The sequence below is a fragment of the Vibrio campbellii CAIM 519 = NBRC 15631 = ATCC 25920 genome (genome assembly GCF_002163755.1).
GTDB classification, from domain to species: domain Bacteria; phylum Pseudomonadota; class Gammaproteobacteria; order Enterobacterales; family Vibrionaceae; genus Vibrio; species Vibrio campbellii.
In genome coordinates, this window is sequence record NZ_CP015864.1 from 895,217 (window position 1) to 920,353 (window position 25,137).

Below are 25,137 nucleotides of genomic sequence, written 5' to 3' on the forward strand. Positions count from 1 at the left end.
ATGCATTGCAAGGCTTTGCAACCATATGATTACATTCGCTCGTCTATTCAACAAACTATATAAAATGGATGTAATTGTATGATCAGGCGAGATATTTATTGCATGATGTCAGGCTTGGCGCTTGTAGCGCTAACTGGGTGTGGAGGAGGCGGTGACAGCGGTGGCTCAAAAGCATCAAGCTCCATCTCCATGGCTGAAACCAGCTTCAAGACGGAGTCAAGCGCGTACTACTCAGCTTATGTCGAAGTCCCTTTCCGCGTCAACTACGTGGAAGGTGATGACCTGTACTACGGCGTATTAACCGATACCGGCAACTTACTTTCTGATGTTTTTTTCTACTTCAATGAAGACGGAAGTGGTTATGCATCGGTCACATTCAAAAGAGGTTATGAGATCGGAAACGGCGAAAAATCGACAACTGCGCAGTTTGCTATATGTCATGACATAAACTGTGACAAACACTATTCTGGCTCTCCAATAGATGTGACGTTAACGAATGAGGTTACTCTTGATCAGAAAGTTGAGCTTATTGTTCCGAAAATTGATGTTGCAGCTGATTACAGCGAAAGCTTTGTCTCCAAAGATGTTTCAGATGCCATCGCTCTTTCTGGCTCCAATCTCTACAATCTAAATATAAATGCCGACGAAAACAGCTCGGTAATTTCATACGTTTCACCGAGTGTTTCGAATACAAATGTAAACCTTTACATGCAAATGGAAGATCCTATCTTCCTTGGTACGGGAACATTTGATACGGAAATAACCGTAAATGCGTGTTTTGATAATAGCTGTTACTACCCTATTGAAGGTAGCCCTCTAACTGTCCCGGTTAGTTACACGATCACAGATTATTTGACACCAGGCCCTGACGAAGGTTTGCCTGATACGCCTGCGGCAGGAACCGAGGTAACCTTTGATGGCGCATCTCGCCATAACGTGGTCGACTCTACATACTCTGACGCTTTAAATGTCATCGCCGTTGTTTCAAATTCGCCTAAAAATGCGATTTATTTTTATGATCTCAACGACTCTAAGTCATACGAATTTGAACTTGGTAAGTACCCATCTTCAGTAGACGTAGATAACATAAATGGGACAAATCGTTTTGTCGTTGGACATGATGCGATGATCACAACATTTGATTACAACGCAACTTCGCCGCTGAGTACTGTCGCGTCAAATGTATTCACATCACAAAACATTTATGACCTCTCTACTAATGGTAACTTCGTATGGACATTGCCCACAGACGACCAATGGGCGGGGTTGCAGATCATTGATCTAGGAACTGGGGCTGTAACGTCAACCGGTGGCTGGAATTACTATGCTCAATCAGTGCTTAAAATGGACCCATCAGGAAGTGCTTTATATAGTTTATCCACAACAGTAAGCCCTGGAGATATTTCGAGAACCGACATTACGGACGCAGCAAGCCCGAGTGATCCAATTGATTCACCATACCATGGTGACTATGAGTTCTGCCGTAACTTCTGGTTTAATCATGCAGGCACATACATTTACACAGAATGTGGAGTTAGGCTAAATGCGTCAGGAGATGCAGCATTTGACATGACTTATGCAGGTAAGATCACGCTACCAGATAATGACTATACTTGGCCTTATATTGAGACAATTCAGTCTCTCGATGAATCTCATAACGGCAAAGAGGTCGCAATCGCACTGGCGGGAGCACAGAATAGAGTCGCTATTTTGAACTCTTTGTACCTAACTGAAATGGAGACGTTCAGCCTTCCAAATACAACCGTTAATGGTTCTAGCTATACAACGGTTCCTAAGTTTGTCTTTTATGATAAAGATGGCAAGCTAAATATTGTTGGTGATGCAACGGTTAATGGCATTTCCCATACCGTCATCATCCAAAAATAACGAAAGTTTGGAAACAAAAAAGCGAGCTAAATAGCTCGCTTTTCTTATGTTCTTTATCGGGAATTAACGGCGACCTACGCCCATTAAAACTGACATTGTGTGACCGTCTGATGTAACTTCGAAGACTTTCTTCGTTTCTACCTCAGTAAAGCCTGCTTTGATAAGTGCGTTTTCTGATTTCGCTAGCGTGAAGCCTTCTTTTGCTGAATCTGCGATCCAGTCAAAATGCACGAAGTGACCACCAGCGTTAAGTAACGAATGAGCAATCTCTAGAGACGTTTCGTAATCTTCGATGAACGCCAACACTGAAGAAGCAACGACTAGGTCAAATTGACCACGGAATGCTGGGTGCTGAGCGACTAGACCACGCGTCAATGCGTCAACAACCGGTTCTACATTCTCTAGCTCTTTCTTATCAAGCTCTTCAATCATGGCCTCAGATGCATCCAGCGCCACAATCTCTTTTGCGGATGGCGACAATAGTTGGCTTAACTGCCCTGTCCCACATCCAAAATCCAATACTTTAATGCCATCAAGCTGAGTAAGCTGTTGTAACTGTGCAAACACCGACTGAGCAAATTGATCTGTTGCTGGGTTAGATTCCCAGTTCTTTGCTAAGCCGTCCCAATCTTGTGCCATCGTGGCCTCCATGTTCACTTCTTGTAACCCCCATAGATTACCGCAAAAACGCCAAAACACCATAGACTTATCTGGCGAATCCGCGTTTTTTTCGATAATCTTTCTAGGCGTCAGTACGTTCATTCGTCTACGTTATCGATTCTCATCATTTTAGTTTAGGTCTTTTTTAATCATGAACTTATCGCAAGTTGAAGCCTTTTGTACCATTGCCGAATATGGCTCCGTATCGGAGGCCGCTCGGCAACTCAACTGCAACCGTACTAAGCTCAGTATGGCGATAAAAGCGCTTGAAAAAGACTTAGACGTCGAGCTATTTACTCGTACGGGCAATCAACTCACGCTCTCGGAAGCGGGGAAAGCCATTTTTAAAGACTGCGAAAACTTGCTAGTAACCGCACAGCGAATCAAAAAGACCTGCGCGCAAGTTTCTGATGGCTTCAACGCTGAGGTATGGGTGGCGCGTGATGATTCACTGCCAGATGAATTGTGGCAAGAACTCTCGCATACGCTGAATAACCGCTTCCCTTCCACTACATTCAACCTGATTCTCGCATCCAGTGGTGACTTGGCTAACTTAGTCAGCACCCAACAGGTCGACTTTGCGTTTGGTGTCGATTATGAACGAGTGGATGATCCGCACATCGTTTATAACCCACTTGGTAAAATTCGCATGATGTCAGTCTGCGGCTTCGATCACCAACTCAGTAAAATGCGCCGCGTAACCGATGAAGACCTTCGTAATCAGATGCAAGCGTTGATGGTGTACTTGAATGAAAAAGACAACCCGGAGCTACACCCCTTTTCTACTCGATACATTGGTTTCTCCAGCTTTGACTACATGCTAAATACCATTTTAGAAGAAGATGCATGGGGGGTGTTGCCAGAACCATTGATCCGACATTATTTGAGACATCAGAAACTTGCGGTGATCAAACACACCTATGGTTTGACGCAAGAAGACTACTGCATGTTCGTTCCAAACGGACAAACAGAGCACCCTGCAATGAGTTGGCTGGCTGACAAATTAAGCGAGTATTTATTCGACTTCTAAACATATTACAGTGAGCGTCAATTATATTGACGGCAAGATTTAAACGTAAGCTTTTGAAAAATAAAAATATAAATCAGAATTAGCATTTTATCGTTTAATTGTCACACAGTTTTCATTTGCTTAAATTTGCCCTAAGGAGAAGAATGTAAGGGTGTAATAATTTAAGGCATCTTTTATGTGTGACAGGACAAGCAAAAACGAAAACAGTATCTTAACCTTCTCAGCCCTTTTAGCATCAGGGTTTGCTGTCGGAGGCATGGTACTTGGCTTGCTTGTTGGGTCGATCGTCATTGTATTTGACGGTGTTTATTCTCTAGTCAGTCTGCTGTTAACTTTATTGTCGCTGGCAGCATCTCACTACATCAGCAAGCCATCAAAATCTATTTTCCCTTTCGGCAAAGCTGTACTTGAACCTATCGTTATCGCTATCAAAGCAGCGGTTATTCTCATTGTTGTTGCTTTCTCATTGTTCTCAGCGGTAACCGCGTTAATGTCTGGCGGCCGTGAGGTAGACGCTTCAATCGCAACCATCTTCGGTGTGGTTAACGTGATTGGCTGTAGTTACGCTTGGTGGTTTATGGCGAAGAAAAGTCGTCGTTTCTCATCAGGTTTAATCGAAGCCGAGAAAAAGCAATGGCAAATGGATACGCTATTAAGTGTGGCAGTCACAGCGGGTTTCATCGCAGCATGGTTAGTATCATTAACGCCATACGCCCACTACGCAGTGTATGCAGACCCAATGATGATGGTATTGATGGGCTTTTATTTCCTTAAAGTACCATTCGATATGCTAGTTGGTGCTCTGCGTGAACTGCTAATGATGACACCAAGCAAAGAGCTGTGTCAGAGCGTTGGTAAAGATGTTCTTGAGATTGAAAAAGTGACTGAGCACCAATTGAAACTGGCTGGCGTTACTAAAGTTGGTCAGGAACTGCGAGTAAATGTGGACGTGCATGTGGATGACGACACACTAGAGCTTGATACGCTAGAGCACACTCGTAAGCAGCTTACTAAGCGACTATCGAAGCACAGATTCAAGCTTCAGTTACAATTGAACGTCGCTTATTAGAGCGCCACCAAGAATCATCAGAGCTCAAAAAAAAGCTCCCATCCTCGGGAGCTTTTTTCATTTATTCAATTAATGCACTGCCCCCCTCCAACTTCCCCTTTTATCGACTAACACTGCCTTGCATTTGATTAAGGAGTTCAAGGGGGAAAGCTATTCTTTGCAAACTTCAGCTCGCCATTCTTCTACTGATCCGGCGAATGCTAACAATGAGCAATGAATTATTCTCGAATACAGGACCAGTCCCTCCCCTTTGGCTCAGAGGGTTGAGAGCTTAGATGCCAAATACATGGGGAGGTTAGGAGGGGTTGGTATATTGAATTACCCAGCCGCTTCGCGCTTCTCTTTGGTGACTAACCAACACATCAGCGAACCAACCGTTACCATTACGACGCCTTGCCAGAAGCTGTGGCTTAGAGTGACGCCTAGAATAATAGAAGAAAACAGAGCAGAGAAAATCGGCGTAAAGTAAGACAAGGTGGCGAGAAACACCATATTGCCGCCAACAATCGCGATATTCCACAATCCATAGCCACCAGCCATTAAAGCCGCAGAAGCCACTAAGTATCCCATCGCTTCCCAACTGAATGCCATTGGTGGCTCATCAGTAAAGGCGTATTTAATCCACAAAGAAATGGCTGTCGCGATAAAGAACAAAGTGATTGCATTGTGCTTTGATTGCTGTCTTTGAGTCAGATTGCAATACACCGCCCAGATGACTGCGCCTGCGAATGCCATGAAGTAAACAATCGGGTTGCTACTGATATTAGCCACTAACTGCGTTGGTGATAAACCGCTATCACCACTGACCGTCCAAGCCACACCAATAAACGCCAACGTTACCGCAGGGTACAATAACCAGTTTGGCTTTTTATTACTTCCCAACACAGCAAACAATACAGTCAATGCTGGCCAAAGATAATTGACGATCGAGACTTCAATCGCTTGAGAACGAGAATTGGAGTAACCCAATGCCAGCGCGAGGAAGATCTCGTAGCAGACAAACATCGCTCCACCCAGAACTAAATACTTGGGTGAGAAATACGACAGTTTTGGGATGCCAACCACAATCAACAGAAAAATGGCGCTCAGCGAGTACAGCATGGCTGAGCCCCCTACTGGCCCCAAGCTTTCGGTCACCAATCTTGCGATGCCGAGTAAACAGCTCCAAGAAAGAATGGCGATACAACCGTAGAGGGTGAAACGAAATTGATAGGATTGCATATTATCTATGTGACCTAGTGCTCATGAATGCCAAAGGAAACTGCAGCTTAACTCAAAAATGATCCGCTTCAACGTACTCTTTTTCAAAAATCGGTATAAAAACCACTCTATTAAGCGGTTGGAGTCGATATGAAACATTTTATACCTTCAAGTGTCATGCTGACACCGTTTGTTGTGCGCTACTATGATGAAGACGACGAGAGTGAAAGCGTTGAAACACATTCGGAAGCGCGTGGTCTAGATAGTGAAGAACGACCTAAGGAACGTTCAGAGTAAAGGAATCCAATCATGAAAAAAGTCGCAGTTATTTTAAGTGGCTCAGGCGTTTACGACGGTTCTGAGATCCACGAAGCCGTATTGGCTCTCTACGCCATCGAGAAAACAGGGGCAACTTGGCACTGCTTTGCACCTAACATTGACCAACTCCACGTCATCAACCACCTAACTGGTGACGAAATGGATGAAAAACGCAACGTCTTGATCGAATCGGCTCGTATCGCTCGCGGTAACATTGATGATGTCGCCAAACTCAACATTGATGAATACGATGCCTTACTGCTTCCGGGTGGATTTGGTGCAGCGAAAAACTTAACCGACTTCGCCGCCTCAGGAGCGGAATGTTCGATTAATACTCATGTAGCCCAAGCGTGTCGTGCATTCGCTCAAGCGGGCAAACCTGCGGGCTATTTATGCATCGCGCCAACCATTATCCCTCTGATTTACGACCAAGGCGTACAAGGCACAATTGGTAACGATGAAGCAACGGCTGCTGCATTTGGTCACATGGGTGGAGAGCACGTAAGCTGTCAGGTAGATGAGATATACTTCGACGAGCAACACAACGTACTTTCAACTCCAGCTTATATGCTAGCGGAGAATATCTCTCAAGCTGCGTCAGGCATTGAAAAACTGGTTGATAAGTTAGTCAAAATCGCCTAATTCGAGAACGTTTGCTTAAAACACACCATACCCCCGTTGATAAAGAACATATTAATGGGGATTTTTTATACTTTCTTCTCACTTAATCTAGAAACACACTAGCCCTATCATTCCTGCCAATCGTTTGCGTAATAAATGAATCATTTTCCATCTGTTGATTTAATGTTGCACTAACTCACTGTGCAGCAAGACTAGCATCACATTTTCATCCTTAAAGGTACCTCTAAGGGGGTAATCTTGTTCTAGATCAATCTCAACCAAGAATGGAGTATGCAAGAGTAAATGACAGATTAAGAAAGATTATTAAAAATAACGACGGAGCAATCCAATATGACAAGTGCATTTTTTATCCCTACCGTAAACCTAATGGGCGCTGGTTGTCTGAAAGACGCAACAGACAGCATCCAATCTCAAGGCTTTAAAAAAGGTTTGATTGTTACGGATAAGATTCTTAACCAAATCGGTGTGGTAAAGCAGGTTCAAGATCTACTGGCAGAACGCGACGTGGAAACCGTTGTATTCGATGGCACTCAACCAAACCCTACGATCAGCAACGTTAATGACGGCTTAGCACTTCTTACTGATAACGAATGTGACTTCGTTATCTCTCTAGGCGGCGGTTCACCACACGACTGTGCGAAAGGTATCGCGCTTGTTGCTTCTAACGGCGGCAAAATTGCAGATTACGAAGGCGTAGACCAGTCTGCAAAACCAATGATGCCACTTATCGCAATCAACACGACTGCGGGTACGGCATCTGAAATGACGCGTTTCTGCATCATCACTGACGAAGAGCGTCACATCAAGATGGCTATCGTTGATAAGCACACAACACCGCTTACCTCAGTAAACGATCCAGAGCTAATGCTAGCTAAACCTGCTTCGCTAACTGCGGCAACAGGTATGGATGCCCTAACTCACGCGATTGAAGCTTACGTATCTATCGCGGCAACACCAATCACTGATGCGGTAGCAATCAAAGCGATTGAACTTATCCAAGCTTACCTACGCACAGCAGTGAAAAACGGTGAAGATCTAGAAGCTCGTGAACAAATGGCATACGCACAGTTCATGGCGGGGATGGCTTTCAACAACGCGTCTCTAGGTTACGTACACGCAATGGCACACCAGCTAGGTGGTTTCTACGACCTTCCACACGGTGTTTGTAACGCGATTCTTCTACCTCACGTACAGCGCTACAACGCGCAAGTATGTCCTGAACGTCTACGTGATGTAGCGAAAGCAATGGGCGTAAACGTAGAAGGCATGTCTGCCGAAGCAGGTGCAGCGGCAGCAATCGACGCTATCGCTACTCTAGCGAAAGATGTGGGTATCCCAGCAGGTATTAAAGAGCTTGGTGCGAGACTAGAAGACATCCCAACACTAGCAGACAACGCACTGAAAGACGCTTGTGGTTTCACTAACCCTAAACAAGCAACTCACGAAGAAATCTCTAAGATCTTTGAAGAAGCGATGTAATCTCGCTAATTAAACAAATCTCTATTGCCTTAATTCAATCCCCGATCTCGTATCGGGGATTTTTTACATTCTGATACTACTCATGCTCTGACAAACGTTCTCTTTTAGTGTTAGCTTTTAAGCAATAATACGATTCATATTGGAAGGAACCATGAGAACGATTGCTGCTGCCCTACTCGCTTGTTTATCCTTTTCTGCCAACGCTGCCGAATACCGCGCTAACGAAGTGGCGAATGGATTTCAGATCCCTTGGGGGATCGAGTTCTTAGATAAACATCGCGTTATCGTTAATGAAAAGAACGGTACGGTTTCGTTGCTGGATATCACCACAGGCAAACCTCAAAAGCTGTTTAACGTCCTCAATGTGAACACCAGTGGACAAGCCGGCTTATTGGATGTTGCGCTCGAACCGAATGCCGATAAGCAAAACCCGCAACTCTTCTTTACCTACAGCAAACACATGAGAAAAGGCAATACGGTGGCGTTAGCGACGGCGCAATTGCAAAACAACCAGCTTGTGGACTGGAAAGATCTCTTTGTTGCTGATGCCATCACTGACACAGGGCGTCACTACGGCAGTCGAATTTCATTTATTGACGACAAAGTTTACTTCTCAATCGGTGACCGTGGCGAACGTGATAATGGGCAAGACACTCAAACCCATGCTGGCAGTATTCTACGCCTCAACCTTGATGGTTCGGTTCCGCAAGACAATCCTTTTAAACCTTCCGAAGCTCGCCCTGAGATATGGAGTTACGGGCACCGCAACCCACAAGGTATGTTCTACGACGAAGCAACAAAACAGCTGTGGTCGATTGAGCATGGACCACGCGGCGGCGATGAAATTAATCTAATCAAGAAAGGCGCAAACTACGGCTGGGCAAAAGTCTCTCATGGCAAAGAATATTGGGGACCATTGGACGTCGGGGAAGCTAAGTCGTTACCAGGAATGGAAGATCCCAAGATGGTTTACATCCCTTCTATCGCACCCAGCAATATGATTTTGTACCGTGGCGATAAGTACCCTGAGTTGGATGGAAAAATCCTCGCCGGTGCATTGAAACTGGCGCACATCAACGTGGTTTCTATTGAGAATGGCAGGCTCACCGAATCAAAAAGATTGATGGAGAATCTTGGTGAGCGAGTAAGAGATATAACCACCAGCCCCGATGGTTATATCTATTTTTCTACCGACAGCGGGAAAATATTTCGTCTTGAGGAGAACTAGTTTTCTCTTAAGAGCTAGTCAGACAAAGCTAGCTCTTTAAACTCACTGCCACCGTTTCATTGTCAAAATCGAGCGTCATGGTCGAGCCCAATGGAACGGTGAGTATTGGGTGTGTATGACAGCTGTCAAAGTCATACAAAATTGGCAGTGGTTGACCGTTAAGTAATTCTAATAACACGTCTATAGGTGCACGACCTGTGCCTTTATCGTTAAACTTTTCATGCTTGCCAAGAACAACTGCACTGACTTTTTCAAACACACCAGAAAGCTTAAGCAACGCAAAAGAGCGTTCGACCGTTTCAATGCCCTGCAAACAATCTTCCACCAGCAAGATATCGCCTTGTTCGATACTCGGCATAAACTCACTTGCCCAGATGCCTGTCATGGTATTAAGGTTGCCACCAATCAAACGCCCAGTGATCTTGCCTTCGCCTTTGAAATGCCAATGGTTTTGCAAGGTTTGCTTTGCGCGGTCTTGCTCGCCCCACTCTATCCATTCATCCGTCCAACCTTGTGGCATTGTGTATTGATGCTCCAAGCCAACTAATGTATTCACTATCGATTCGAACGAAGCGAAGGTCTCGTCCACCAATGGCGGGAATTCACCCAGAGAGGCCACCAAAGCAGGACCATAGAAAGTAACGATGCCGGTTTGTGCATAAATGCCCATGAGCAGAGCCGTCACATCCGAATAACCAACAATGATCTTGGGATCTTGCTTCAGCGCCTCGTAATCAATGTAAGGTAGCAATGAGTTACTGTTATAACCGCCAATGGTCGACATAATACAGCGCACTTCGGGAACACGAATCAGCGCATTCAATTCTTCTACTCGCTCTTGAATCGAACCCGAGCGATATTGGTCAGTTTTACCCGTTAAGCAGCCTGCTTTTACCTGGTAACCATGTGCTTCCACATACGCTTTAGCGCGCTCAAAACGTTCTGGAGCAAATACCGTGGCTGGAGATGACGGAGAGAAAAAGCCGATGGTGTCGCCTTTTTGTAATGGTTTAGGAATGATCATGGCTCGTCCTTGTTTTGTGATACATGGTTGATTTATTTTCGTACAATCTAATCAGAATAATCTAAACTTGACAGTAACCTTCTGTTTTTTAAAACGATAGTTCGGTTAAGTTGTACGAGGTCATTATGAATCCATTCCCTTTACAGCTCGATAAAATTAAAGCCGTGGTGTTCGATTTAGACAACACCTTGGTGAGTTCTGATATGAACTTCGGTGAAGTGCGTCGACAGCTCGGTTGTCCGCAGAGTGAAGATCTATTAGATTTTGTCGAAGCACTTGAGCACCCTCATCATCGAGAGCACGCTCATAACGTGATATTTGATTACGAGATTTCTGATGCTGAGCAGTCCGCCCCCATGCTTGGCTGTCATGAATTGCTCGCTCACTTGCATCAAAATGAAATCAAAACCGCTATCGTGACGCGCAACTGTCAAATCGCCACGCAGCGCAAACTAGAACACAACCAAATCTCAGTGGAACGAGTCATCACTCGCGAGTGTTTCCCGCCCAAGCCAGACCCACTATCTTTGCAGGTATTGGCGAAGGAGTGGCGCTTAATGCCAGATGAAGTGCTTTATGTTGGCGATTATCTTTATGACTTACAGGCTGCGTACAACGCGCGGATGCCCTCTTGCCTTGTTCATCACGGTAATCAAGAAACCTTCAATGACTCAGCCTCGTTGGCGCTTAGCGAACTCAGCGATTTGTTGAGCCATTTCCAATCCTTACCGCAAACATAAACACGCACGTAAAACACGCAAACAAAAAAAGGGGCACCAACGTGCCCCTTATGACTTATTCCCGATTGTTTCATGCGTTCCCAAAGATTGCTTGGGTGATGCGTCGCTTAGCCTTGTAGGTAAGCGTTAAGCATCCACATAAGTTTTTCTTGCTCACGGATGTAGTCACCCATCAATGCCGCTGTACCTTCGTCATCTGCTTCACCCGCGTTTTGTAGAATCTCACGCTGTTTTAGAAGTAGAACGCTAAAGCCTTGAACCAGACCCTGTACACACTCCTCACCAGAAGTCGCGTTTTGATGTTCTTTAATTTCACTTGCTTCCAAGTAGTTGCTGAATGCGTGTGCTGGAGTATGACCCAAGGTTAGAATACGCTCTGCAAGCTCGTCGATTTTTGTTTGTAGATCCGTGTAGATCTCTTCAAATTTTACGTGCAGTTCGAAGAATTGCTGACCTTTGATGTTCCAGTGGTAACCACGTGAGTTCATGTACAACACTTGGTAATGCGCTAGTAGCTGATTGAGTTGTTGAGCTAGTTGTGCTGATTGTTCGCTGTCTAGACCAATTAGGTTTACTTGTTTGTTCATAATCTTGCTCCTAGAAGGATGATACCAATCGTAGTAACAAACGATTCTCTTACTGGGATTGGTATAAAGTTTAAAAATTCTTTTGCAGCATTTGCTGCCGATGGAGTCATATTACGACTCCGGCTCGGTGAAGAGAATTTGGTTTTAGCTATGATTTAAATAGCCAAATCCAATGAGCAGGTAGAAGAATATCGGCGTATCATCCAACAAAAAGCCCAGTATCTTATTGCAAGGTACTGGGCTTTTGCTTTTCTAGAGAAAGTTTATGCGGTCTTGAAAGTTGCCATCTGTTGATTCAGCTCAGTAACTTGTTCTTTTACTTGCAATGACGTCTCTGATGCACGTTGGCTGTTATTCGAAACTTCGTCCACTGATTGTGTAATATCAGACATCAATCCCGTGATCGAATTGGTCGCATGCGATTGCTGCTCTGCCGCTGCTGCAAGTTCTGCCATTTGCTCATTCAAAGAGCCGATTTGCTCAGTAGTAGCGAGCAAACGAGTGACCGCTTTTTCAATGTGCTCTGCACCCTGCTCCGCAAGTGATTGGCTGTGTTCAATTTCCTCAACCACTGAATTAGTCGAACGTTGAATCGCATTGATGATGCCGTTGATTTCTGTCGTCGATTGAGTAGTGCGAGTCGCCAGCATACGCACTTCGTCCGCCACAACCGCAAAGCCTCTACCTTGATCACCTGCACGCGCCGCTTCTATCGCCGCATTCAATGCCAGTAAGTTGGTTTGCTCTGCCAAGCCTTCAATCACTTCCGTAACTCGGCCAATGGCTTCGCTCTCTTTGCTTAACTGTGTTACTTGCGTGCTCGCGGTTTCAATGCTGCCATGCAAGCTTTCCATGGTGACTTTGTTTTGCTCTAAAGCATCGCGACCTTGTTCAATCTCGCCTTTTGAATCAGAAAGCTTCTGCACTGATTGATTGGCTTGATCTAGAGTGTTACGCGCGGCTAAAGCGATTTCATCCAATTGGCTTCCCATTTCAACAATGCTGGTCTGTTGCTGTTCCACATTCGATGAGGTGACTTGCGCCGATTCCAACAAAGCCCCCATACTGGTATCCACTTGGTGCGCTTTTTCACTCACCCCTGCCACGATGCTCGCTAACGATTGGTTCATGCGGTTAATCGAATCGGTAAGGTCTGCCAATTCATCTTTCCCAACAACAGTGAGCGGAGGCTGAGAAACGTCCCCTGAAGCGATCGTCTTGGCTCGCTCCGATAAGTTTTTCACTCGGCGACCAATGGTATTGCCCATGTATTTTGAAATCGCTATCGCGGCAAACAAAACCAATGCCGCTGCAATCAGCATGGTGGTGAGTACATTCTTGATCGACTGATTAATGCCCTGTCCGCTTTGATCAGCACGACTTTGTTGAGCCAATACGATCGTCTCTAAGCTTTGGTCTAGTGCATCTGCTGCAGGCAACAGTTCGTTCGCCATCAACAAGTTTGATTCGTTCCATTCTGGTGACTGACGTAATGCAATTACATGCTCTGCTAAAGGAAAGTACAGTTGCTGCATTTCTTTAAACAGTGACCACAATGATTGGTCGTTGTCGGTAAGTCTGTCGAGTTTGCTGTCGATTTCCGCGACAGACTGATTGTGGTACTTAATCAAATCGTGGTATTTGTCTAGATGGTCTTGCTGCCCGTACAACAGGAAATCTCGCAGAGCAGACAATGCATTGGCGAGCGAGGTATAGCTGTCGGCGTAGACTTTAAACAGACGCTTTCTGTCTCCACCAAATGGGTTTCCAGACTCTTCGTTGATTAAGCTTTGAAGCTGATCAAGTGCCACTTCTGCAATGGGGGCTGCTTCGTTAATAAAGAGGTTGTGCGCGGGTAAGTTCTCATCACTGTGGCTGAGCTCAATCAGCTTGTTCAGAGAAACTTTTACCGCATCCCACTGGCTTTGGATCGCTTGAAAATCCTGTTCAGAGATCAAAGCCTGCAACGTTGGAAGCGACTCGTCTGTAGATGCCATGATATTGCGTACGTCCTCACTTAGACGTGCGCTAGCCTCTTCATCGCCACCTAGCAACATGTAGGCTCGAATAGAAGACAGCGACGCTTGAACGGACTGTTGGATACCGCGACTGGTGTCTACGGTCGGTAAATCGGATTTAAGTAGCGAAGAGGCGTATTGCTCTACGGTGGTGACGTTGCGATAAGTGAATACCGCTGATGCCATAAAAAGTACGGCTAGCAGCACAAAACTGAGCTGCAACTTCCCTGATATCGTAAGGTTCATCCATAAACTCCTGACAACGATGAGCCTTAAATATAACGAGATTAATAAGAATGTTAAATGTATGTATCACAAGTTAAACAAAAAAGAATGTATCCGGGTGCTTATCGTAAAAATTAGGGAACCTATTGGCGATTTATTTTACTGATAAGGGAACAGTCAGCATCAAAAGCTGTACTTTACGTTCGCAAACAACAAAGTCGAAGGCGCTTCGCCAAACAAGCTGCCACTGCTGCCGTTAAAGCTTTGGATCACTGTAAGTAATTGCCAGTCATTAGCGAGGGAGTAGTTACTCGACATACCAAGGAAATAGGAATGGTCATCGTAGTAGCTGGCCGAGAGCGTGACACGATTTAAAGGCGTTAAATCAAAGCTCATATCGGCATACCATGTATTTCGTGTAAAGCTCAATGTTTTTGCATCGAGAGGAAGGTTCAAATACGCCAATGCGCTCGATGCATCTTGCGGTTCGGAGATAAATAACCACGCTGCGCGCCCCATCCAACTGCGTTCTCCGCCAAAGCTGTAATCCGATTCAAAACTGGCAACCGCGGTCTTTTTGGTCGGTTCGCCTTCAAATTCTGGATCAATGGGATCAAACCACGTGAGTTCTCCTCGAAAACCCGCATCAAACACATCCGTCGCAAAACCAGCGCCGAGTACGTAATCCATCCGAGCTCGTCCTGCAATAAACTGATAATCCCATCCCGATTGATTGGCGAAATAACGCAGTGAGGCACTGTTTTGCCCTGATTCACGAGCAGGCGAAAACACCAAATCTACCCCATCGGCAAAACCTAGCTTCCTGCTCAACATGACTGCATCCGTGCCTGCCCGCTCTTCATAGTCAAAATCGTAAATCGAATACGCATTGTAGATATCGTTTGGATTCCAAATCGTATTCATCGACCAATTGATACGAAAGCGCCCTAGTTGCGCTCCCCAGTCATCTTGCTGCCAAGTGAGATACAAGCGATCAAGCTGACTGTTAATGACCACATCATCTTCTTGCCAGTTTTTGCTTAAATCCATGTAACCAGAATCCAACGCGACCAAATCGGCATAGCCAGGAAAGTCGGGAGAATCGCCCCAAAGAGCTCGATTTCTAAGCCCAACATTCACTCGCCAACTAGAAGAAAAACGGTATTCAAAGTTAAGTCGATTGTGTATTAGGTTATCAAACGTATTGTCAGCGCCATCAGGAATACTATAGGTTGCCATGTATTTGATGTAACCGTCCAAATCCCATGACTTTTGTGGCTCTAATCCGGGAACCGCAGAAAAGGCGCCACCAGCCTGAAGGCTAAGAAGGGAAATACTTAACGCCTTGATAAACACTGCACTTATGTTCGTTCTTGGCAAGTAAGTATGTAATCGGAGAGCGTTGGTACAAATCGCAGACAAATGGGAAACAGCTCTATGCATGCGACCTCTCTGCGCGATTATCAATATTGCTGAAATCACGCGCCAAACGACCGTCTTCAAACACGATAATTCGGTGTGCACGTTTTATCACTCTCGGGTCATGGGTCGAGAAGATAAACGTCGTTCCCTCTTGTTCGCTCAGTTGCTCCATAATGTCGAGCAGCTCCGCGGTGCTTTTGGCGTCTAGATTGGCAGTGGGTTCGTCCGCCATGACAAAACGAGGCTTTGGCGCTAAAGCACGAGCAACCGCAACACGCTGCTGCTGGCCGCCGGACATTTTACCTGGCACCTTATTCATTTGTTCCGCTAACCCCACTTGTTCAAGCAAGGACGTCGCACGTTCACGGCATTCTCGCTCTGTTTTACCTTGCAGCTGCATGACGAATTCCACATTCTCAAGCGCGGTTAACACAGGTAACAAACTGTAGTCTTGGAAGATGAAGCCTATATTATCGCGACGATAGGCAATCAGTTCTTTTTCTGACATCGATGAAATCATACAACCGTCGATTTCCACTTTGCCAGAGCTTGGGGCATCAATACCGCCAATCATGTTCAGCAACGTCGTTTTACCCGAACCAGATGGCCCCATGATCGCAACGAACTCACCCTGCTTAATCTCCAAGTCTACCGACTGCACTGCGTGCACAGGGAAATCACCATCGGCGTTGTAAATCTTAGTTAGGTTTTCTAGTTTGATGGTCATTAGCTTTTCTCCGCCATGGCATCCACAGGTTGATGCTTCAAAATTTGTCGTGCGGGATACAGGGCTGCGATAAGGCTGGCAACAAAAATCGCGACAATGATCATTTGATATTCCGTTATTGATACCCGTGGATAAAGCAAGGTATCCACGCCATAAGCCCCTAACCCTTCAGCCATACCAGCCAGCGACAATCCAGTAATACTCAGCACCTTGAACATAATTGCACTCCCGAGCAACCCAAGCGCACAACCGCCTAATCCGAGGAACAAGGTTTCAAAAACGATCAACAAGCGTATCTTGTGTTTTTGCATCCCGACAGCCATTAACACACCGAACTCTCGCGTGCGTTCAAACACCGACATCAGCATGATATTGATGATACCAAGGGTCATCGCCAGCACAAACACCACCAGCATCACTTGGTTGGAAACATCCATTGTGCTCATCATGGTCGAGAGCAAAGGTTGGATCTCTTGCCAAGGTCTCACACTAAGCAAGTCTTTACTTTCCGGCGGCAAAATAGAGTGAGTGAACGCCAGTAACTGCCTGAGCTCAGCATCGTTATTAGAAGTAAGGAGTATCGCAATTTCGTGTGTGCCACTCAGCCCAGCGACCTTTTCAAGATCTGCTTTGCGGGAGTAGACATTACCGTCATCAAACCCTGTCGATGGTGTTTTGAATATACCTCGAACACGAAATGCCGCGCCTGCGACTTCCCCATTCACATCAGACAAAGTAAGTACGACTTTGGAGCCGACTCGTAGCTTCAATCGTTCGGCTATTTTGCTCGATACCAAAATCGGGTTTCTGCCTTCTTCGCTCAGCCATTCTCCGTCGACAATATGTTTCGAGAGTGGCGTGATGTTTTGCTCTTGCTCGATATTAACGCCGTTGATGCGAATACCACGTGTGCTGCGCGCCGACGCTATCATGCCATCTGCTAGAAATCGCTCAGAGATCGCTTTCACTTCTCGATTAGCCGATAACACTTTGCTTATCTTATTCGCATCGGGAATCACATCTTTTAGCTCAGGATTGACCAAGTAGGACTTTTGCTGGATCTGAAAGTGACTGGTTTGCCATGAGATAGCGTTCTTGATCATGCTATCGACCAAGCCATTCATAAACCCCATCATGGCAACCACGCCCATCAAGCCAAATACCATCGCACCGAGCATGATTGAGGTTCTCAACTTGTTACGCCACAAGTTACGCCAAGCCAACTTAACCAGCATGAGCACCTCCTTTTAACCCTGCCGCAATAGGCATTCGAAGCATAAGAATCATTGGGTAAAGTAAACACAACAAGAGAATAAACAGCACGACGGCGATTTGATTGAGCAGTAAGTGTGGGTCAAGCGAAACGGGCACAATAGGTTCAAAACCACTTTCGCGCATGAGCTTGGCAGCATCGCCGGTAATTTCGATTGGATTAAAGTAGAAATACCCCAACACGGGAGCACTCACAATAAGCCCAATAAGGACGCCAATGACGGACATAAACACAGACTCTACCGTGAGCAGAAGGACAAGCTTGGAACGCAGCATTCCGGTTGCCAGCATGACAGCGAACTCACGTTGGCGTTCCAATGTCGTCATTAAGATTGTCGCAAACAAGCCAAAACCAACAATGCCGTAGAGAATGTAAATCAAGAAAATGCCGCCCGCTTTATCTAAGGCGATTTGCTGTGCCATTTCTGGCGAAAGTTCTTTCCAATCTTTCACGGCGACATTTTTGCCATACTCGGCTTTAAGCTGTTCAACGGTATCAGGTAAGTCTCTTAAACTCTCAGTATTTAAAACCCATGCGGTGACTTGGTCATCCAATGAATACAGGCTTTGCGCAGTATCGAGCGGCATGTACACCAACTGAGAATCAAGTTGCTGCAAAGGAAAATGAAGAATGCCCGAGATTTGATACAAACCTGCCGCGGTCTGCCCTCGATAACCGGCACCGTACAGCACCAGTTCATCGCCAACCTTGAGTTGCAAATAATTGGCTAAACCACCACCAACCAACACTGATTTTTGCCCTGATTGGATGTAGCTTCCCTCAATCAATTTGTCGCTGATATTGGAGTACTTATCTTCAGCTTCAGGTTCCACGCCTAACACCATCACGCCCTTTGAGCGTTCGTCTTTTGCGGCTAGAGCAAAAGATTCCACCCGAGGTAATACCACATCAATATTGGGATTGTTTTTCGCCGCCGAAACGAAGGTGTTGGTTTGCGGCAAAATATCATCAATGCTAGAAGAATCACCAAAGTCGGGGTTTTGCAGTTGAATCAGACCCGTATAAAACTTGGCGGCATTTTTAATATTGGACGTGTAACTCCCTTCTTGAAACGCTCGTGTAATAAGCGAAAGAAACAACACCAATGCCAACGCAGACGCCGTCAGCAAGGTCCTGCGCTTTTGTCGCCAGAGGTTTCGCCAAGCCAGTTTCACAAGCATTGATTCGTTTCCTTCCGTTGATTTTTAATTATCCGTTTCTTCTTTTAGCCGTTCATTTACCCAAACTCAGTCGCGCAGCGATTTCATCTGTTGCTGAGAGAAAAAGCTGTCATCGATATCGAAATCAAACTGTGCTTGGTGGGTGATAAGTACGGTTTTATTGTCTGGCTTATCAAGCGGCTGCATTTCCATTCTGGTCGCTAATTTTCTCCCGCCGAGCTCTTTCACGTCGTAAGACGTCATCACGTTCACTCGCTCTTCAAACTCGTCGTAGAATTCCACTTTACGTTGTAGATACGTCGACTTAGAAATCCATAGCGTTACTTTACTCCACACTACCGGAGCATCTGGCTTTGCGACGGCGTCTATCACCCAAACCTTGTCGCCATCAAACACATCCTCGCTTTTTAGTTGATGCTGATAATCGACCACGATAGAAGACTGGTTGATCAAGTCATCGTTGGTAAAATCTGAGCCCATCCACGATTGGCTCAACATAGATGGCGCAATTTTGATGACACGTTCAATGCTCGGTACCCAATTCCACATTTCTCTTTGTCGTTTTAGAGAAGCGCTGCCTTTATCTTTGGCTGGCGCCGTAACCAACACCAAAGACAAATCCGTCCCTTTGGTCCAGCTTTTCATGGTCATCGACCGAGTCCAATCGGGGCGAATGATCTCCATAGTGGATTCGGTATAACTGGAATCGCCGCGCATTGCCTGATCTGATTTTTGCACGATATCAGAAGCACTTTCAGCCACAGCATTAAATGAAGTGAACAAACACATGAGAGATAACAAAGCAGTACGCATAACTGTCCTCGGCACTGAATCCCGACACGATTAGCATCAGAAATAACAATAAAAACAGAGAGTTCAGATCAGTATAGCAAGAAGAGAATAGAGGTCAGCGAGAGCTCGCTCAAAGTTTCACTGAGCTTTAAGAAGTAATGGCTCAACTTTGTTTCTGTTAATGATTTGGAACACTGCACGATTTTTCCCATTTGCCTTGCCACGGTACATAAGTTGATCTGCATCTTGCAGGCTTGGTTGTTCATCAAATTTTGGATAATACGCGCACCCTAAACTGATACTCACGCTAATCGTTTGTCCATCCAAAGTCACCGGTGAGCAATGCACTTGGGTGCAAATTGTACGAGCGAGTACTTCAGCTTCTTCAGCAGAAAGCGAAGCTGTCACCAAAGCGAACTCTTCACCACCAATGCGTGCCAACGTCATTCTTTCATCGATCACGGTTCTCGCCGTATTCGCAACGGCGATAATGGCTTGATCGCCAACCACATGCCCGAATTGGTCATTGATGGATTTGAAGTCATCAATATCAAACACCATCACGGTCAAGTTTCGCCTTACGTTACTTAACGTCGCTAAACGCTCAATCAAGTGACGTCGATTATAAAGCTTAGTGAGAGGGTCAGTCAGGGTGAGCTCAAAAAGCTGTTGATTCGCCATAGTGAGTTGCCGCGTGCGCAGAGCCACCGTGCGTTTGAGTGAAAAGATATGGAACATAGCCGCGATAATAAGAGCAAACACAGCAAGGGGCGCCAAATAGGCGGGATAAACCGTTTTAACGTGGATCCAACGACTTAAAATTCGATCTTTGTCGGCTTCCAACACCGTTTCAAATTTCTTGGAGATGGCTTCGATCGACTCTGAGCTCGCCTCTCCCGTCGCGATTCTCAAGCTTTTGCTATAAAGGTGTAATGCAGGCAAGAACGTCACTGCATCTGATGTCGTCGCCATATAGAAATTAGACACTTGAGTATCGACCACAAACAGGAATATCTTTTTGTCGGTAACGGCTTTTAATAATGCATCACTATTCGCAAACCGTTTTATTGCGGCATTGGGATAACGCTTACGAACGAAAGTCTCTTCATATCCCCCTTTAACTAACCCCACCTCCATCGCAGACTCCCCAGCCAACACCGAATCAACATCGATGCCCAAAAGGTCGCTGTTCACGTACAGTTGGGTATCAATAGGCATGATCACTGTGCCAAAGTTCAGGTACTGGTTGCGCTCTTCTGAAAATATGAGCCCAGCATGAATGTCTGCTCTATCTTCTTTCACTGCGAGCAAAGAGTCTTCCCAATCAAGCAGAAGAAACTGAACATGAACATCATTTCTAACGGCATACTCACGCCAAAAATCAATTAAGATGCCTTTAGGCTCACCATCTGGTGTGAGATAAGAGAAAGGCTTCCACGCTTTTGAATTAGCGATAACGAGAGTCTCCTTCTGGGTCTCTTGACCATACGTCACAGCACTATGCAGCACGCCCACTATTAATAGAGCAATGCTAAACGTGGTGTTTTTCCAAACATAAGTACTATAACGTATGAGAGTCATTCCTACTTCTCGCCACCCTGTCCGAAAGAGTTATCTAAGACTTAAATCGAACTAAAGATACAGCAGAGCTTTTAGATATGGGAAGAGACTCTTATTGATATGAATCCAAATTAATACACTTCATCTGAAAAACGGTACTTTATTGCTAGAAGTATTTATTAATTTATCGCGAATTATTATGAAATTTATATGAATGAAAGTGCGATAGTACCAACCGTTCTCGATGCAAATCCGCGATAAACGAAACAACACCTGACACAGCCCACAAAATCACATCAAAAAAGTAATGATTATTCGCTCGATAAGAATCGCTTTGTTAACTTACGCGCAATTTTTTTGTGACCCAAAATTTTCGCTTTCGCCATGCCTTCTCAATATAGAATTAACAAAATCGTCGAAATTGGCGATACCTTGCATCGCAGTGGTTGTGCACCTTACAAAGTAGAGAAATACACTCAGCACTATGCGCAAAAACATGGCGTGGATGTGATGATTCAAGCCACACCAACCGCGATCAATTATCAGTTTCCTGATGACAACAACGCAGTGGTACTCAAACGCCTGAAACCAGCTTCCATTAACTTGAGTTTGCTGGCCAACACCATCATTCGTATCAATCAACCAAGTAGCGAACCTGTCCCTGAACCTGCGGGATATCCTTCATGGATCATCGCATTGGCAAACATGGGTATTCCACCCGCTTACTTAATGTTGGTTGGCAGTACCTTGGAAGCGATCGGCTTTGCTTTTATTCTCGGTTTTATGGTCTGGGGATGTCAGCAAGTTTGCCGAGCGAGACGTGCAATTGCGGTTGAGTTTATCGCGGCTTTGTTCACTGGCATTATTGTCGCTTACCTATCCAGCACTGGATTGCCTATTCCAGTGTGGGCGCTCTGTATCGCTACGATTGTTCTGTTTGTGCCCGGACTTTCTATCGCTAACTCGCTGGAGTGTCTCGCGTTCAACGATTTGGTTTCAGGAACCAGTTTATTAGGGCAATGTGCGCTCACGCTGATCAAACTGTTTGTCGGCATTACCATGGGGCTTAATATCGGTGAAGCCATTTGGGGTCAAGCGCAATCCATCGCCTACACCAATGCAGTTCCTATTTGGATGCACATTAGTGGATTGTTCATCATTTCAATCAGCCTTGGGGTGATCTTTAATGCCCGCCCTATCGACATTCTACTCGGCTTACCTGTGGCAATGTTGGGAATGTGGGGGCCATTTTATCTTGGTTTAGAAAGTGGCTGGGTTGTGGGCACTTGGGTTACCACTGTACTGATTACCCTATACGGGACTTGGATTGCGAAAAAGATGGAACTGACGGGCTCTATCTACATTGTTCAAGGCATTATCATATTGGTTCCGGGTAGCCGTGTATTGGTCAGTGCGAGCCAATCCGTGTTTGAGCAATCGATTTTGCCGATCCCAAGCATTGGTTTGTCTGCGCTGTTTATGTTCTCGGCGATCGTTGCAGGGCAAATCACAGCCTATTCTATTTACTCACCAAAAATCGAACGCTAGACACCGTATCTCCATAACCTTCAGATAAGAAAAAAGCCCTATTCAAAATCCACATTAGTGAGAACTTTGAATAGGGCTCTTTGCCTCTATGCTTCGCTTTCCGGTTGAAGCTGCCTTTGCCTTTTTTCGCTTTTACAACTCGAGTTCTAAACAGTTGACTGGTGACAACGGCTTTCAATGCATTGTCTTTAATTTCGCCTCTGCCAAATTCAGTATCTTGAACCAATTCATTCGGCTGAGGATTAGATTTGTTCTTCGCCATAGATCCTCCTTAATGGTCGAACCAGATTGGACAATAATTAGGGAAAATAGTCAAATTTGTATAATAAATTTCATTTTGCCCCCAAAAACTTCACAACAACGTCATTTATTTGAAAAAACATCAAAAATACAGCGTATAAAAAGTGACTAGATACAAATATTTGCCCTTGAGAGGTCGATATATGTTGACTATACCCGTAATTAACCTAGACTCGAACACGGCTAGAAAGAAAGTTCTTTGTTTTCACATTTCGTTGGATTACTCGTAACTCCCCCGTCCTGTGGTACGCAATAGCAATTTATTTTTCCACGCTATAAGCGCCGATTAGGCGAGATTTACACAAAATTAGATATTTAGGAAATAGACATGTCTAACAAAGCTACTGGTACAGTTAAGTGGTTCAACGAAACTAAAGGCTTCGGTTTCATCCAACAAGAAAACGGTCCTGACGTTTTCGCTCACTTCTCTGCAATCCAAGGTGACGGCTTCCGTACGCTTGTTGAAGGTCAGAAAGTAGAATTCGAAATCACTCAAGGTCAAAAAGGTCCACAAGCTGAGAAAATCACTCTAGTTTAATCCTTTTAAGATTTTGATATGATAGCCAGCTTTTAGCTGGCTATTTTTTTGCCCTTCATTTGTTGATACTTCCCATGGCTCTAAAACCAACAATATACAAGTTTCGTATCGCTATCTCCGATATGAACAACGATTACTACGATTCAAAAAACCTGACTATCGCCCTTCATCCCTCTGAAAAGCCACAGCGTATGCTGGCTCGTATTTTCGCGTTCTGCTTGAATGCACAGGATGATCTCGAGTTCACTAAAGGTCTCTCTACAACAGAAGAGCCAGACTTGTGGCGTGTTGAGGACGATCAATCCATCACACATTGGATTGAGATTGGTGAGCCAGAGCCAGATCGCATCAAGAAAGCGACCCGCTTGGCTAAGAATGTGAAAGTCTACACCTACAACACCAAAGCGTCAGTTTGGTGGGACAAGATGGCTAGCAAATTTGGCATGCTTCCTGTCGACGTGGCAAGCCTAGATTACGATGCTATCGATTTGATTTCACAGCACCTTGACCGTGGCACTAGCCTATCTGTTATGATTACCGGCACCTCTATTTTCGTTGATATTAACGAACAACACGTCGAAGTTACGGTGAAGGAATTGCAAAGTAATGACGCCTCTTAATGAACTGATCCAAGAAATGGGGTTCAAAAACATTCCCTTCGTTGACGAGCATAAAGCAGCAAGGCGACGCTGGGTAAAAGAACAAGCCCCATTGTTCATTAGAGTATGTGAAAACAAGCCTGACACAGCCCCTGCGCTGCATTTACTCGGGCTTTTGACTAAGTCTCATATCGAAGCCAGTGCGCTGTATGAGCAGCACGCCACATCCACTCACAAAATGCAGCAAGTATTCAGTGATACGTTGGGCGAAGAGAATGCTGAGAAGTTCACTAACCAGTCTGCCGAAGACTTAGTATTGGTCACGCACTTATGGCTATACACTCAAGGCTACCTGAATATGGATTTCAGCCTTGCTCATGATCACGCAGAGCAAACACAAAATACCCTGCAGCATGAGCTGGTGATCAAACGTATGGACTTAGATGCATTCCGTACAGACTTGATGCAAAGCTTTTATCTCGGTAAAGAAGCGAACCCTGCAAAAGCAAATGGACTCTTTGGTTGGGTGAAACGTCTTTTTTCCTCATAAAAAACATGGTTTTGTCAAAACCAAACACCTGATAGACTACGCCCTCTTATGCAACAACTCTTCTCGTTAAACGATTTCCTCACGTCGGTTGTTGCATGAAAACCAAGGACATTCATCCACTGAACATCAAGGGATCATTATGAAGTTTATCCGCTGGATTTTGGGAAAAATCATTCTACTTCTCAACGCAGTATTCTCACCTCGCGGCGTTAAACGCTCAGCAGAAGCCCAGAAAAGCGTTGATGATAAAGCTCAAAATTACGCACTTTACCAATTTGAAGCTTGTCCTTTCTGCGTAAAAGTTCGTCGTGCTATGAAGCGTCAATCTGTAAACATTGAGTTGCGTGATGCGAAAAATGACCCAGTACACCGTGAAGCACTAGAGCAAGGTGGCGGTCGCGTGAAAGTTCCTTGCCTTCGCATTGAAAAAGATGGCGAAACGCAATGGCTTTACGAATCTTCAGACATTGTCGCTTACATTGAAAAAGAATTTGCCTAGTTCCCCCTAAGAACATTGGCGGATGTAAAAGAGGCACCAAA

Annotated in this window: 25 protein-coding genes; 13 read left to right on the plus strand and 12 right to left on the minus strand. The window is 45.2% G+C overall.

Annotated elements, in window-relative coordinates; genetic code table 11:
- The first annotated feature begins 78 nt into the window (after positions 1-78).
- Positions 79-1,887 carry a hypothetical protein gene (locus tag A8140_RS19960; RefSeq protein ID WP_033000203.1) on the plus strand — a complete coding sequence of 603 codons (1,809 nt, stop codon included), beginning with the start codon at positions 79-81 and terminating at the stop codon, positions 1,885-1,887.
- Positions 1,888-1,950: 63 nt separating this feature from the next.
- Here A8140_RS19960 and A8140_RS19965 read toward each other — a convergent pair whose 3' ends face one another.
- Positions 1,951-2,649: a class I SAM-dependent DNA methyltransferase gene (locus tag A8140_RS19965; protein WP_005532414.1), complete on the minus strand. Its 699-nt coding sequence runs from the start codon at positions 2,647-2,649 to the stop codon at positions 1,951-1,953.
- Between the two features lie 49 nt (positions 2,650-2,698).
- Between A8140_RS19965 and A8140_RS19970 the strand changes: the two genes are divergently transcribed.
- A complete protein-coding gene (locus A8140_RS19970) occupies positions 2,699-3,577 on the plus strand; it encodes a LysR family transcriptional regulator (protein WP_005532412.1) in 879 nt (292 codons plus the stop codon).
- 175 nt (positions 3,578-3,752) lie between these two features.
- Entirely contained in the window at positions 3,753-4,646 is an 894-nt protein-coding gene (locus A8140_RS19975; RefSeq protein ID WP_005532411.1) for a cation diffusion facilitator family transporter, read from the plus strand.
- 318 nt (positions 4,647-4,964) lie between these two features.
- Here A8140_RS19975 and yddG read toward each other — a convergent pair whose 3' ends face one another.
- Entirely contained in the window at positions 4,965-5,867 is a 903-nt protein-coding gene (gene yddG / locus A8140_RS19980) for an aromatic amino acid DMT transporter YddG (RefSeq protein ID WP_033000202.1), read from the minus strand.
- 129 nt (positions 5,868-5,996) lie between these two features.
- Between yddG and A8140_RS25475 the strand changes: the two genes are divergently transcribed.
- The 4 genes from A8140_RS25475 to A8140_RS19995 all read left to right on the plus strand — a co-directional run bounded on the left by A8140_RS25475 (position 5,997) and on the right by A8140_RS19995 (position 9,513).
- Entirely contained in the window at positions 5,997-6,143 is a 147-nt protein-coding gene (locus A8140_RS25475; RefSeq protein ID WP_005532409.1) for a hypothetical protein, read from the plus strand.
- 12 nt (positions 6,144-6,155) lie between these two features.
- Complete coding sequence (gene elbB, locus A8140_RS19985) at positions 6,156-6,806, plus strand: isoprenoid biosynthesis glyoxalase ElbB (protein ID WP_005532408.1); 651 nt, start codon at positions 6,156-6,158, stop codon at positions 6,804-6,806.
- Between the two features lie 330 nt (positions 6,807-7,136).
- On the plus strand, positions 7,137-8,285 hold the full coding sequence (gene yiaY, locus A8140_RS19990; RefSeq protein ID WP_005532407.1) for an L-threonine dehydrogenase: 1,149 nt from the start codon (positions 7,137-7,139) through the stop codon (positions 8,283-8,285).
- A gap of 151 nt (positions 8,286-8,436) precedes the next feature.
- Positions 8,437-9,513: a PQQ-dependent sugar dehydrogenase gene (locus A8140_RS19995; RefSeq protein ID WP_005532406.1), complete on the plus strand. Its 1,077-nt coding sequence runs from the start codon at positions 8,437-8,439 to the stop codon at positions 9,511-9,513.
- Between the two features lie 28 nt (positions 9,514-9,541).
- On the opposite strand, the gene A8140_RS20000 is transcribed toward A8140_RS19995, so the two are convergent.
- On the minus strand, positions 9,542-10,537 hold the full coding sequence (locus tag A8140_RS20000) for a S66 family peptidase (protein ID WP_005532405.1): 996 nt from the start codon (positions 10,535-10,537) through the stop codon (positions 9,542-9,544).
- Between the two features lie 125 nt (positions 10,538-10,662).
- Here A8140_RS20000 and A8140_RS20005 point away from each other — a divergent pair, with 125 nt between their 5' ends.
- The gene (locus A8140_RS20005; protein ID WP_005532404.1) at positions 10,663-11,277 is read left to right on the plus strand and encodes an HAD family hydrolase; all 615 of its coding nucleotides are present in this window, start codon (positions 10,663-10,665) and stop codon (positions 11,275-11,277) included.
- 107 nt (positions 11,278-11,384) lie between these two features.
- Here the strand turns inward: A8140_RS20005 and A8140_RS20010 are convergent, their stop codons facing one another.
- The 8 genes from A8140_RS20010 to A8140_RS20045 all read right to left on the minus strand — a co-directional run bounded on the left by A8140_RS20010 (position 11,385) and on the right by A8140_RS20045 (position 21,083).
- Positions 11,385-11,864: a Dps family protein gene (locus A8140_RS20010; protein WP_005532403.1), complete on the minus strand. Its 480-nt coding sequence runs from the start codon at positions 11,862-11,864 to the stop codon at positions 11,385-11,387.
- A gap of 263 nt (positions 11,865-12,127) precedes the next feature.
- Positions 12,128-14,128, minus strand: a complete 2,001-nt coding sequence (locus A8140_RS20015; protein WP_038863533.1) for a HAMP domain-containing methyl-accepting chemotaxis protein — start codon at positions 14,126-14,128, stop codon at positions 12,128-12,130.
- A gap of 162 nt (positions 14,129-14,290) precedes the next feature.
- Positions 14,291-15,550, minus strand: a complete 1,260-nt coding sequence (locus A8140_RS20020; RefSeq protein ID WP_033000460.1) for a hypothetical protein — start codon at positions 15,548-15,550, stop codon at positions 14,291-14,293.
- Positions 15,543-16,256: an ABC transporter ATP-binding protein gene (locus tag A8140_RS20025; protein ID WP_005433467.1), complete on the minus strand. Its 714-nt coding sequence runs from the start codon at positions 16,254-16,256 to the stop codon at positions 15,543-15,545. The genes A8140_RS20020 and A8140_RS20025 overlap by 8 nt, the downstream gene beginning before the upstream one ends.
- Entirely contained in the window at positions 16,256-17,491 is a 1,236-nt protein-coding gene (locus A8140_RS20030; protein WP_005534503.1) for an ABC transporter permease, read from the minus strand. Before A8140_RS20030 ends, A8140_RS20025 begins: the two co-directional genes overlap by 1 nt.
- Positions 17,481-18,710, minus strand: coding sequence for an ABC transporter permease (locus tag A8140_RS20035; protein WP_005534505.1), 1,230 nt, complete (start codon positions 18,708-18,710; stop codon positions 17,481-17,483). The genes A8140_RS20030 and A8140_RS20035 overlap by 11 nt, the downstream gene beginning before the upstream one ends.
- A 66-nt stretch (positions 18,711-18,776) precedes the next feature.
- Positions 18,777-19,523: an outer membrane lipoprotein-sorting protein gene (locus A8140_RS20040; RefSeq protein ID WP_005534507.1), complete on the minus strand. Its 747-nt coding sequence runs from the start codon at positions 19,521-19,523 to the stop codon at positions 18,777-18,779.
- A gap of 117 nt (positions 19,524-19,640) precedes the next feature.
- Positions 19,641-21,083 (minus strand): transporter substrate-binding domain-containing diguanylate cyclase, encoded by a 1,443-nt coding sequence (locus A8140_RS20045; protein ID WP_005534510.1) that lies wholly within the window; start codon positions 21,081-21,083, stop codon positions 19,641-19,643.
- A 363-nt stretch (positions 21,084-21,446) separates the two neighbouring features.
- Between A8140_RS20045 and A8140_RS20050 the strand changes: the two genes are divergently transcribed.
- Positions 21,447-22,610 (plus strand): threonine/serine exporter family protein, encoded by a 1,164-nt coding sequence (locus A8140_RS20050; protein WP_005534512.1) that lies wholly within the window; start codon positions 21,447-21,449, stop codon positions 22,608-22,610.
- Here A8140_RS20050 and A8140_RS20055 read toward each other — a convergent pair.
- Positions 22,582-22,872, minus strand: a complete 291-nt coding sequence (locus A8140_RS20055; RefSeq protein WP_005534515.1) for an alternative ribosome-rescue factor A — start codon at positions 22,870-22,872, stop codon at positions 22,582-22,584. The genes A8140_RS20050 and A8140_RS20055 overlap by 29 nt on opposite strands.
- Positions 22,873-23,238: 366 nt before the next feature.
- Here A8140_RS20055 and A8140_RS20060 point away from each other — a divergent pair, with 366 nt between their 5' ends.
- From A8140_RS20060 to A8140_RS20075, 4 genes are all read left to right on the plus strand, one after another.
- Positions 23,239-23,448, plus strand: a complete 210-nt coding sequence (locus A8140_RS20060) for a cold-shock protein (protein WP_005433440.1) — start codon at positions 23,239-23,241, stop codon at positions 23,446-23,448.
- A gap of 74 nt (positions 23,449-23,522) precedes the next feature.
- Complete coding sequence (locus A8140_RS20065) at positions 23,523-24,068, plus strand: YaeQ family protein (RefSeq protein ID WP_005534518.1); 546 nt, start codon at positions 23,523-23,525, stop codon at positions 24,066-24,068.
- Positions 24,055-24,597: a hypothetical protein gene (locus A8140_RS20070; protein ID WP_005534520.1), complete on the plus strand. Its 543-nt coding sequence runs from the start codon at positions 24,055-24,057 to the stop codon at positions 24,595-24,597. Before A8140_RS20065 ends, A8140_RS20070 begins: the two co-directional genes overlap by 14 nt.
- 139 nt (positions 24,598-24,736) lie before the next feature.
- Complete coding sequence (locus A8140_RS20075) at positions 24,737-25,096, plus strand: glutaredoxin family protein (protein WP_005534522.1); 360 nt, start codon at positions 24,737-24,739, stop codon at positions 25,094-25,096.
- Positions 25,097-25,137: the final 41 nt, after the last annotated feature.

Coding starts and splice junctions, on each gene's coding strand:
- A8140_RS20070 (WP_005534520.1), top strand. CDS start 24,055: ATGACGCCTCTTAATGAACTGATCCAAGAAATGGGGTTCAAAAACATT.
- A8140_RS19960 (WP_033000203.1), top strand. CDS start 79: ATGATCAGGCGAGATATTTATTGCATGATGTCAGGCTTGGCGCTTGTA.
- A8140_RS20050 (WP_005534512.1), top strand. CDS start 21,447: ATGCCTTCTCAATATAGAATTAACAAAATCGTCGAAATTGGCGATACC.
- elbB (WP_005532408.1), top strand. CDS start 6,156: ATGAAAAAAGTCGCAGTTATTTTAAGTGGCTCAGGCGTTTACGACGGT.
- A8140_RS20005 (WP_005532404.1), top strand. CDS start 10,663: ATGAATCCATTCCCTTTACAGCTCGATAAAATTAAAGCCGTGGTGTTC.
- A8140_RS20030 (WP_005534503.1), bottom strand. CDS start 17,491: ATGCTGGTTAAGTTGGCTTGGCGTAACTTGTGGCGTAACAAGTTGAGA.
- A8140_RS20025 (WP_005433467.1), bottom strand. CDS start 16,256: ATGACCATCAAACTAGAAAACCTAACTAAGATTTACAACGCCGATGGT.
- yddG (WP_033000202.1), bottom strand. CDS start 5,867: ATGCAATCCTATCAATTTCGTTTCACCCTCTACGGTTGTATCGCCATT.
- A8140_RS20035 (WP_005534505.1), bottom strand. CDS start 18,710: ATGCTTGTGAAACTGGCTTGGCGAAACCTCTGGCGACAAAAGCGCAGG.
- A8140_RS25475 (WP_005532409.1), top strand. CDS start 5,997: ATGAAACATTTTATACCTTCAAGTGTCATGCTGACACCGTTTGTTGTG.
- A8140_RS20075 (WP_005534522.1), top strand. CDS start 24,737: ATGAAGTTTATCCGCTGGATTTTGGGAAAAATCATTCTACTTCTCAAC.
- A8140_RS20010 (WP_005532403.1), bottom strand. CDS start 11,864: ATGAACAAACAAGTAAACCTAATTGGTCTAGACAGCGAACAATCAGCA.
- A8140_RS20060 (WP_005433440.1), top strand. CDS start 23,239: ATGTCTAACAAAGCTACTGGTACAGTTAAGTGGTTCAACGAAACTAAA.
- A8140_RS20055 (WP_005534515.1), bottom strand. CDS start 22,872: ATGGCGAAGAACAAATCTAATCCTCAGCCGAATGAATTGGTTCAAGAT.
- A8140_RS19975 (WP_005532411.1), top strand. CDS start 3,753: ATGTGTGACAGGACAAGCAAAAACGAAAACAGTATCTTAACCTTCTCA.
- A8140_RS20040 (WP_005534507.1), bottom strand. CDS start 19,523: ATGCGTACTGCTTTGTTATCTCTCATGTGTTTGTTCACTTCATTTAAT.
- A8140_RS20015 (WP_038863533.1), bottom strand. CDS start 14,128: ATGAACCTTACGATATCAGGGAAGTTGCAGCTCAGTTTTGTGCTGCTA.
- A8140_RS19995 (WP_005532406.1), top strand. CDS start 8,437: ATGAGAACGATTGCTGCTGCCCTACTCGCTTGTTTATCCTTTTCTGCC.
- A8140_RS20065 (WP_005534518.1), top strand. CDS start 23,523: ATGGCTCTAAAACCAACAATATACAAGTTTCGTATCGCTATCTCCGAT.
- A8140_RS20020 (WP_033000460.1), bottom strand. CDS start 15,550: ATGCATAGAGCTGTTTCCCATTTGTCTGCGATTTGTACCAACGCTCTC.
- A8140_RS19965 (WP_005532414.1), bottom strand. CDS start 2,649: ATGAACGTACTGACGCCTAGAAAGATTATCGAAAAAAACGCGGATTCG.
- A8140_RS19970 (WP_005532412.1), top strand. CDS start 2,699: ATGAACTTATCGCAAGTTGAAGCCTTTTGTACCATTGCCGAATATGGC.
- A8140_RS20000 (WP_005532405.1), bottom strand. CDS start 10,537: ATGATCATTCCTAAACCATTACAAAAAGGCGACACCATCGGCTTTTTC.
- yiaY (WP_005532407.1), top strand. CDS start 7,137: ATGACAAGTGCATTTTTTATCCCTACCGTAAACCTAATGGGCGCTGGT.
- A8140_RS20045 (WP_005534510.1), bottom strand. CDS start 21,083: ATGACTCTCATACGTTATAGTACTTATGTTTGGAAAAACACCACGTTT.